The sequence below is a fragment of the Haloparvum sedimenti genome (assembly GCF_001462205.1).
Classification (GTDB): domain Archaea; phylum Halobacteriota; class Halobacteria; order Halobacteriales; family Haloferacaceae; genus Haloparvum; species Haloparvum sedimenti.
In genome coordinates, this window is sequence record NZ_LKIR01000142.1 from 138226 (window position 1) to 146889 (window position 8664).

Here is an 8664-nt window from a genome sequence, read left to right on the forward strand (position 1 = left end):
ACAACGAGCGCGTGGTCGTCATCATGCTCGACGAGATCGACAAGCTGGTCGAGAAGTCGGGAGACGACACGCTGTATAACCTCTCGCGGATGAACTCCGAGCTGGACAACTCCCGGATCTCCATCATGGGCATCTCGAACGACCTGAAGTTCACCGATTTCCTCGACCCTCGCGTGAAGTCGAGCCTCGGCGAGGAGGAGATCGTCTTCCCGCCGTACGACGCGAACCAGCTCCGGGATATCCTCCAGCACCGCTCGACTGCGGCGTTCAAGCCCGACGCGCTCACGGACGACGTGATCCCCCTGTGCGCGGCGTTCGCCGCCCAGGAGCACGGCGACGCTCGACGCGCGCTTGACCTGCTCCGGACCGCCGGCGAACTCGCCGAGCGTTCGCAGGCGGAGATCGTCGGCGAGGAGCACGTTCGGCAGGCGCAGGACAAGATCGAACTCGACCGCGTCGTGGAGGTCGTCCGCACCCTCCCGACCCAGTCGAAGATCGTCCTCTTCGCGGTCATCCTGCTGGAGAAGAACGGCGTCCACAACATCAACACCGGCGAGGTGTTCAACATCTACAAACGTCTCTGCGAGGAGATCGACGCGGACGTGCTCACGCAGCGCCGCGTCACCGACCTCATCAGCGAGCTCGACATGCTCGGCATCGTCAACGCGGTCGTCGTCTCGAAGGGGCGCTACGGCCGCACCAAGGAGATGGGCCTCTCCGTCCCCATCGACGAGACCGAAGCAGTCCTGCTGTCGGACTCCCGGCTCGGCGACATCGAGAACGCGCAGCCGTTCGTCCAGGCCCGCTTCGACAACTGACGGTGAAGCCTCGGCAGCCGGCTGTTCGAGAATTTCTCATCGCGTTCACTTTTCAGCAGCCGTCCGTCGACAGTCACTTTTCAGCAGCCGTCCGCCGAGAGGCTCACGTACGCCGGCGCGTCGCGACCGCACCAGCACCGATCAGGCCCGCACCGACGCCCGCGGCACCCGAAAAGGCGGTGCCGCTGAGGGCTCCCGACAAGGTGGTGCCGCCGAACAGGGTCGCCTGCCCGGTCGCGATCAGCCGGATCCAGCCGAGGTAGGGGATGCGGAGCCGTGCGACGCCGGTGACCCAGTCGTCGCGGACGACGCGGGCGATCCCCTGCGCCTGGTCGTAGTGGGCGTTGTTGTCGCCCTTCGTGATGTAGCCGGTCGCGGGCGCGGGACAGTTCCGTAGCTCCGCACAGCTGTCGGCGCTCATGTACTCCTTGTCGGCGCGGTCGTACCAGTTCTCGCCCTCCTCGACCCGGAGGTGCGCCCGATGAATGATCGGCGAGCCGCCCGATCCCGGGTCGTCGAACACGACGACGGAGCCGTAGCCGCCGAACGTGCGGTATCCCGCTGATTGGCCGTCCTCCTGCGTGACGATGCCGTTCTGGGCGGTCGCGACGTCCGGAGCGAACCGCCCGGGCTCGGTGACGACGATCAGGTCGCCCTTCTCCATGTTCGGCTCCATGCTGCCCGACTCCACGGCGACCATCGGCGGCCAGACGCCGCTGATCCCGAACAGCAACAGCCCGACCGCGAGCACGACCACCGCGCTCGAGAGGAACTCCCGAGTCCACATGAGCGGCCCCGATTTCGCGTGCAGAAACCTGCTCAGGGGGTCCGCGTCCGCCCCGTTTCCGTCCCCCGTCGCGGTCTCGCGCTCCGCGGCCGCGGTCCCGTGCTCGGGGCTCGGCGCGTCGGTGGCGGTCGAGGCAGTCCCGCTATCGCGCTCCGAGTCTGCGCCCGCGTACTGGCGGTCGTTGCCGCCGAACGGACCGTCCTCGGGGAGCCCGTCGCCTCCATCGCCTCCATCGCCCCCATCGCCCCCATCGTCAGCGTCCGCTGTCTCGGTCCCGGGATCGCGGCCCTCCCGCTCGTCCTCGTCGTCGGTCGGCGGGGTATCCCCGGGTTCCATCGCCTGCGGGTTGGCCACGTCCGGTGTTGAAACTTCTGGGTTCCGGCGCCGTCGGCGTCCGGCCGGCTGTCCGCCGCGCGACCCGGTCGGTCCGGCACGCTTTTGCCCGCCCTGTGCTTCCGAAGCGATGTGCCGCTGGAGTCGTCGTCCCGGATCGTCAGCGAGCTCGCGAGCCGCGGCTACAACGCCGAGCGCGAGGCGGTGACCCTGCTCGCGGGCGCTCCGAACCCCGCGCTCACGCTGGAGGCCGCGGTCGAACACGCGCCCGACGACGCGCTCCGAATCACCACCGAACACGTCCGCACCGTCCTCGACGCCGACGGTGCCCCGGACGCGCCGACCGCCCCGGACGCGGACGCCGCGACCACCACCCGTGGAGAGACGACCGCAACGACCGGGGACAGTTCGTCATCGCCGACCACCGCTGAGGGTCCCGATGAGGGTCCCGATGAGGCCCCCGATCAGGACCCCGATCAGGACCCCTCCGTTTCGACTGGAGACACACCGCATAAACCACCATCAGAAGCAGCCGGGACTCCAGTCGAAACGAAGGGGGACGAAGACGGAGAGCCGACGGTCGACGCCACCCACGACCGCGACCTCTCGCTCCGCGAACTGGCGATCGCCAACGACATGACCGGCAACAGCACCGGGACGGGCGAGTACGGCGACTTCGTCCGGACGTTCCGCGACCGGTACGAGCGCCTCTCCTCGGTGCTCCGGGGGCGCGTGAACCACCGGCCCGCGGAGGCCATCGACGCGATGCCGGGCGGGAGCGACGCCGCGATGATCGGGCTCGTCAACGACGTGCGCTCGACGAAGTCGGGCCACTGGCTCGTCGAGCTGGAGGACACGACGGGCACGTTCCCCGCGCTGATCATGAAGGACAAGGGGATCGCGGACAACGTCGACGAGCTCCTGCTGGATGAGTGCGTCGCGGTCGACGGGACGCTCGCGGACGACGGCGGGATCCTGTTCGCGGACGCGCTCCACTTCCCGGACGTGCCGCGGACGCACCGCCCGAACACCGCCGACAGACACGTGCAGGCGGCGCTCATCTCGGACGTCCACGTCGGGTCACAGGAGTTCATGGCCGACGCGTGGCACCGCTTCACCGACTGGCTCCACACCGAGGAGGCCGCGCCCGTCGAGTACCTCCTGCTGGCCGGCGACATGGTCGAGGGCGTCGGCGTCTACCCGAACCAGGACGAGGAGCTGGACATCGTCGACATCTACGAGCAGTACGAGCGCTTCTCGGAGTACCTCAAGGAGGTGCCCGCGGACACGGAGATCGTGATGATCCCGGGCAACCACGACGCGGTCCGGCTCGCGGAGCCGCAGCCCGGCTTCGACGACGAGCTCCGGGAGATCATGTCCGCCCACGACGCGCGAATCGTCTCGAACCCCGCGACCGTCACCGTCGAGAACGTCTCCGTCCTGATGTACCACGGCGTCTCGCTCGACGAGGTGATCGCGGAGCTGCCGGCGGAGAAGGCCAGCTACGACGAGCCGCACAAGGCGATGTATCACCTGCTCAAGAAGCGCCACGTCGCGCCGCAGTTCGGCGGCCACACCCGGGTCGCGCCGGAGGACCGCGATTACCTCGTCATCGACGACGTGCCGGACGTGTTCCACACCGGCCACGTCCACAAGCTCGGCTGGGGGAAGTACCACAACGTCCTCGCGGTCAACTCCGGCTGCTGGCAGGCCCAGACCGACTTCCAGAAGTCCGTCAACATCGACCCGGACGCGGGCTTCGCGCCCATCCTCGACCTCGACACGCTGGAGATGACGGTCAGGAAGTTCTCCTGAATGACGGTCGAGAAGTTCTCCGAAGCCCCCCGCGACGACGCCTACGTCTCGCTGCCGTCGGTCGCGGGGTCCAGCCGGTAGCGCACGGTCGGCGTCCCCTCGAACCGCGGCCCGGAACCGACCGCGGAAAAGCCGGCGCGCTCGACCGCGTCGCGCTGCCCGCTCGCCGTCTCCTCGACGACGATCTCGACGACCATCCCCTCGCGCTCGGCGAACCGGACCGGTTCCGCGAGCAGGCGCTCGACGGTCTCCGGATCGCCCGCGAATCCGGTGACGTGGACCGCGTCCGGCCGCGCGTCGAAGGCGACGTAGCCGGCCGGGTCCGACGGCTCCGTCGGGTCGCCGGGATCGCTTGTGTCGTCGGGGAGCCCGGCGGCCGCGTCCGACTCGCGGACGGCCACCCGAACCGACCGCTCGTGGACAGCGTCGCGGACCGCATCCACCGGCCGCGACGCGAGCGCGGCGACGGCCTCGGCGTCGGCCTCCACGGCGTCGCGTACGTGCATGGGGGAGTCGTTCCGTCGCGTGGGTCATAAATGCGCGCCCGGCGACGCGCGAACGGCTCTCCGGGATGCCCCGAAAACCGTGCTAACGGTTCACAATTCCGTGTCCTCGCTGACGACAGAACTTATGTGTCGAGCGGCCGTTCGGCCACGTATGCTGCGGAGCGCCTTCGACAGGGCTGACGCCGTCGTTCGTCGGGCCGCGGAGCGGACGGGCGTGCTCACGGGGTCGGCGACGCTGCTCGGCGTCGGCCTCTGGCAGGGGGTGCAGGTGCAGGGCGTCACGCTCGCGCTGTGGGTCATCAGCCTGCGCGTCCTCTACCTCGACGCGGTCGCGACGTTCGTCGGCTTCACGGCCTTCTTCGCCCTCGCGGGCGGGCTTCTCCTGTGGGAGGTCACGCGCCGTCGGGACGAGGACCGCTACCTGTACGAGGGCCCCACCGTCGACGCGCTGATCCCGGTGTACCGGGACGGCGAGGTCCTCGAGCGGAGCGTCGAGAGCCTGCTCGACAGCGAGTACGCCGACCTGCGGATCCGGGTGATAACGGAGCCGGGCGACTGCGGGACCCGGGGCGTCGCGGAGGCGCTGGCGGCCGAGCACCCCGCGGTCGAGGTGCTGGAGAACGGGCGTCCGGGGTCGAAGGCGGGCGCCATCAACGACGCGGTCGCGCGCTCCGACGCCGAGCACTTCCTCGTGTTCGACGCCGACGAGGTGGTGGCGCCCTCCTTCGTTCCGGCCGCAGTCGGCGCGCTCGAGCACGGCGCGGACGTGTTCCAGGGACGGCGGGTCCCCGAACCGACCGGGCTCGTCGAGACGCTCGCGTACTGCGAGCGCGCGCTGTTCCATGCCAGCTACAAGCCGGTGGAGCTGACCGGCTTCGCGAACTGCCGGAGCTCCTCGACCGCGTTCACCCGCGAGGCGCTGGCGACGGTCGGGGGGTACGCCGACTGCCTCACCGAGGACCTGGAGTTCGCACACGCCTGCTACCGACACGGGCTCGACGTGGAGCAGTGTCGCAACCACGTCAACCTCATGGAGGCGCCCCACACGGTCGGCGACCTGTGGGGCCAGCGCAAGCGCTGGCGTACCGGACAGGTCGAGGTGCTCCACCGGACCCTGCTCGGGAAGGGCGACGGGAGCCATCGTCGGCGCCTGCTCTCGCTCGGACGCCTCGTCTCCAGCATGCTGGGGAGCCTGCTCACGCTGACGCTCGCCTCGAAGTTCGCGGTCCTGATGCTCGCGGACCTGGCGCCGTTCTACCTCGCGCCCGTACTCGTCGTGGGGGCCACCGTCGGGGGGCTTATCGTCCGGGACCGCGCGGACGGAGCCGTCGACGGCGCGCATCCGGTCTGGCTGGCGACGCCGCTCCTGGTGCCGTTTTTCGGCGTGCTTACGCTGTCGTCGGTCCTCGGCTACGCGCTGACGTGGGACGGCGACTGGTTCCGCGTCGCGAAGACGGCGGGGAGCTAGCGGGTCGGAGGTGGCGGGACACTCCCGGACGCGGTCGCGCGGAACTGGATGGTTTTAAGCGGGGCGCGGCCGCAGGTTCGGACATGAGCAAGGCAACGAAGATCGTGGTCGGAACGGTCGGATCGGCGGCGCTGCTGTCGGTACTCGTGGTCCTGATGTACGTGTTCGCCTGAATGTTCGCGTCCCGAGACCTCCCCGCGGACGTGGCGGCCGTCCGCGAGGCCCACGCGCCCGAGGTGCCCGTTCTCGACGCGGAGGCGGACTTCGAGACGGTCCCGCCCGCGGTCGCGGAGGACCTCGGGCTGTTCGTCGACCGGCTCCGCCCCGCGAGCTACCCGGCCGACTGGCTCCCCGATGACGCGCCGGAGACGCTCCGGAGCTACGCCGGCCCCGAGTTCACGGTCGGGATGCCCGGCGGCGGGACCGTGGTCTGGACCGACCAGACCGCGCCCGAGACCGTCCTCGTGAAGCGCCGCGCGGAGACCACGCCGGACGACTTCCTCGCGTTCCTGCTCGCGGAGGCGTTCGTCGAGGTCGGGGCCGACCCCCCGACCGGCGCCGTCGCGGGCGCGGCCGCGATGCCGGAGGGCGCGACCGGGATCCCGGAGCACTTCCTCCCCTTCTTCGGCGAGCGGTACGCCGACCTGGACGCGGCGATCCGGGATCCCGAGGACCCCGCGGGGTACGGCCCGACGGACGTCTATCAGGTCGCGAACGCGCTGTTCGACGCGTGGGTCGGCCTCCAGACGCGCGAGACGTTCGAGCAGTGGGCGGACGACCCCGAACGCGAGCGCCTCCACGACGCGTGGGTCGACGCGGGCGATCGCCTGACGGACCGGCTCGAGGAGCTCCCGGGCCTCGTCGCCCGCGGCGAGACGGACTTCGCGAACGCGACCGAGTACGCCTGTTCGGCGGTCAGACACGGCCTCGACCTGCCGGCGCCGTTCGCGGCGCTGGACACGACCGCGTTCCGCGACCGCGGCGCGCCGTACGCGGTGAAGTGGGCCGAGAAGACGTTCGACGCTCTCGCGGACGCGTAAGGGGACTCATACGGCGTTTGGGTCGCTTGTGGTGCTGATCGGGGCGGGAGCAACTGGGGCGTTTCTGGCGACTCTCTCCACTACTGATCTGACTCTGTTGCAGATCCTGCTACTTGGAACAGCAACACCTCGAAAGCCCCAGCCGGCTCTCCCTGCTACTAATCAGGCTCTGATGCAGATCCTTCTGATCGGGACAGCAACACCCAGAAAGCCCCAGCCGTCTCGACCGGCCGCGACACGCGCTGCGCTCCTCGCTCTCCGCACAGCCCGCTGCGGTGCTTGCGGTGCCGGGGCCGGATCGAGCCGACTGCCCCTTTCAGTCCCACCCACCGCAACCGCACAGCACCGCCCCGCAGCCTCGTACCTCCCCAACCTCGCCGCAGCCGCGGTCGCGTGACCGCACCGCAACGCGACCGCGGCTGCGGGCTCCCTCGCGCGCGATTCTCGCGCGCGCCGACAGCACGACACCGCCACCGCACCGCGACCGCACGCCAGACGAACGTTTTTGGCAGAAAAAGCGCGACTCCCGCCGTGAGTGCAGTTGGGGGTGGTCGGTCGATCAGCGACTCATCCGGTGCGAACCACGAGAGAAGCGAGCCAATCCCGGCGCTCAGATGTCGGCGACGTCCTCGATGGCGTCGGTGAGTTGCTTGACGCTCTCGACCGTGTGCTCGCCCATGTGCCCGATCCGGAACGTCTCCTCGCCGATGTCGCCGTAGCCGTTCGAGAAGACCATGTCGTACTTCTCGGAGACCTCTTCGATGGTGGCGGCGACGTCGATGTCCTGCGTGTTCTCGATGCAGGCGACCGTCTGCGACTCGTAGCCCGCCTCCGGAAACATCGCGAAGTGCTCCTCGGCCCACTCGTGGACGTACTCCTGCATCTCGCGGTGGCGCCGGTCGCGGGCGTCGAGCCCCTCCTCGAGCATGTGCTTCATCTGCTTGCGGTAGGCCAGCATGACCGGGATCGCCGGCGTCGAGTGGGTCTGCCCCTTGCGGTCGTAGTAGTCGAGCGCGCGCTGGAACCCGCCGTACCACGAGGCGGAGTCCTTCTCGAGTTCGCGCTCGTAGGCCTCGTCGCTGACGACGCAGACCGCGAGGCCGGGCGGCATCGCGAACGCCTTCTGCGTGGACGCGAAGATGGCGTCGATGCCGTGCGCGTCGATGTCGACCGCGTCGCCGCCGAGCGCGGAGACCGCGTCGACGACGAAGTATGTGTCCGGGTACTCCGCGACCACGTCGCCAACCTCCTCGACGGGGTTGCGCACGCCGGTCGAGGACTCGTTCAGCACGCACGCGACCACGTCGTACTCCTTCTCGCTCGACTCGATGGCCTCGCGGACGTCCTCGGGCTTGACCGCCTGCCCCCACTCGTACTCGAGGCGGTCGACGTCCCGCCCGAGGCGCTCGGCGACGTTCGCGTGGCGCTCGCTGAAGCTCCCGCAGGTCGGCACGAGCAGGCTCCCGTCCTCGTCCACGAGGTTGAGCGTCGTCGCCTCCCAGAACTCGGTGCCGGAGGCCGTGAGGATCATCGTCTCGTTGTCCGTGCCGAGGAACGCCTTCGTGTCCTCGACGATGGTCGTGTAGAGGTCGGTCATTCGGTCCATCCGGTGACCGAACATCGGCTGGGCCATCGCCTCGATCACGTCCTCGCGCACCTCGGTCGGGCCGGGGATGTACAGGGTCTTCTCGGGGTAGTCGCCGGTGTACTCGCGTTTCTCGGTCATGTGGGTCGTTGGTGAATGGACCGGGCCGAGGGAGTATGGTGTTTGTGATGCCCGCGAGGCTACTCTCCCTTCTCGCCGCCGGGCAACAGGTCCGGCTCCGTGATCGATGGGTGGATCCGGACCACCCCCGTCCGACGCCGGACCCACCAGACGGTCGCGGCGGAGCCGACG

8 protein-coding genes are annotated in these 8664 nt (G+C 69.5%); 5 read left to right on the plus strand and 3 right to left on the minus strand.

Annotated elements, in window-relative coordinates; all coding sequences use genetic code 11:
• A partial coding sequence (locus AN233_RS15275; protein ID WP_394326211.1) for a Cdc6/Cdc18 family protein occupies positions 1 to 818 on the plus strand: 818 nt, incomplete at its 5' end.
• Between the two features lie 103 nt (positions 819 to 921).
• Here the strand turns inward: AN233_RS15275 and AN233_RS15280 are convergent.
• Positions 922 to 1941: a S26 family signal peptidase gene (locus AN233_RS15280; protein WP_058367619.1), complete on the minus strand. Its 1020-nt coding sequence runs from the start codon at positions 1939 to 1941 to the stop codon at positions 922 to 924.
• Positions 1942 to 2070: 129 nt separating this feature from the next.
• Here AN233_RS15280 and AN233_RS15285 point away from each other — a divergent pair, with 129 nt between their 5' ends.
• Positions 2071 to 3753 carry a DNA-directed DNA polymerase II small subunit gene (locus AN233_RS15285; protein ID WP_058367620.1) on the plus strand — a complete coding sequence of 561 codons (1683 nt, stop codon included), beginning with the start codon at positions 2071 to 2073 and terminating at the stop codon, positions 3751 to 3753.
• Positions 3754 to 3794: 41 nt separating this feature from the next.
• Here AN233_RS15285 and AN233_RS15290 read toward each other — a convergent pair whose 3' ends face one another.
• Positions 3795 to 4259 (minus strand): hypothetical protein, encoded by a 465-nt coding sequence (locus tag AN233_RS15290; protein ID WP_058367621.1) that lies wholly within the window; start codon positions 4257 to 4259, stop codon positions 3795 to 3797.
• 151 nt (positions 4260 to 4410) lie between these two features.
• On the opposite strand from AN233_RS15290, the gene AN233_RS15295 reads away from it, so the two are divergent.
• The 3 genes from AN233_RS15295 (at position 4411) to AN233_RS15300 (ending at position 6767) form a co-directional block, all read left to right on the plus strand.
• Entirely contained in the window at positions 4411 to 5727 is a 1317-nt protein-coding gene (locus tag AN233_RS15295) for a glycosyltransferase (RefSeq protein ID WP_058367622.1), read from the plus strand.
• 83 nt (positions 5728 to 5810) lie between these two features.
• Positions 5811 to 5900, plus strand: a complete 90-nt coding sequence (locus tag AN233_RS18450) for a hypothetical protein (RefSeq protein WP_426964640.1) — start codon at positions 5811 to 5813, stop codon at positions 5898 to 5900.
• Positions 5901 to 6767, plus strand: coding sequence for a DUF7089 family protein (locus AN233_RS15300; RefSeq protein WP_058367623.1), 867 nt, complete (start codon positions 5901 to 5903; stop codon positions 6765 to 6767).
• 610 nt (positions 6768 to 7377) lie between these two features.
• Here the strand turns inward: AN233_RS15300 and AN233_RS15305 are convergent.
• Positions 7378 to 8493 carry a pyridoxal-phosphate-dependent aminotransferase family protein gene (locus AN233_RS15305; protein ID WP_058367652.1) on the minus strand — a complete coding sequence of 372 codons (1116 nt, stop codon included), beginning with the start codon at positions 8491 to 8493 and terminating at the stop codon, positions 7378 to 7380.
• Between the last annotated feature and the right edge of the window lie 171 nt (positions 8494 to 8664).

Excerpts from the sequence above, each read along its gene's own strand:
- AN233_RS18450 (WP_426964640.1), top strand. The coding sequence starts at position 5,811 with ATGAGCAAGGCAACGAAGATCGTGGTCGGAACGGTCGGATCGGCGGCG.
- AN233_RS15300 (WP_058367623.1), top strand. The coding sequence starts at position 5,901 with ATGTTCGCGTCCCGAGACCTCCCCGCGGACGTGGCGGCCGTCCGCGAG.
- AN233_RS15295 (WP_058367622.1), top strand. The coding sequence starts at position 4,411 with ATGCTGCGGAGCGCCTTCGACAGGGCTGACGCCGTCGTTCGTCGGGCC.
- AN233_RS15280 (WP_058367619.1), bottom strand. The coding sequence starts at position 1,941 with ATGGAACCCGGGGATACCCCGCCGACCGACGACGAGGACGAGCGGGAG.
- AN233_RS15305 (WP_058367652.1), bottom strand. The coding sequence starts at position 8,493 with ATGACCGAGAAACGCGAGTACACCGGCGACTACCCCGAGAAGACCCTG.
- AN233_RS15290 (WP_058367621.1), bottom strand. The coding sequence starts at position 4,259 with ATGCACGTACGCGACGCCGTGGAGGCCGACGCCGAGGCCGTCGCCGCG.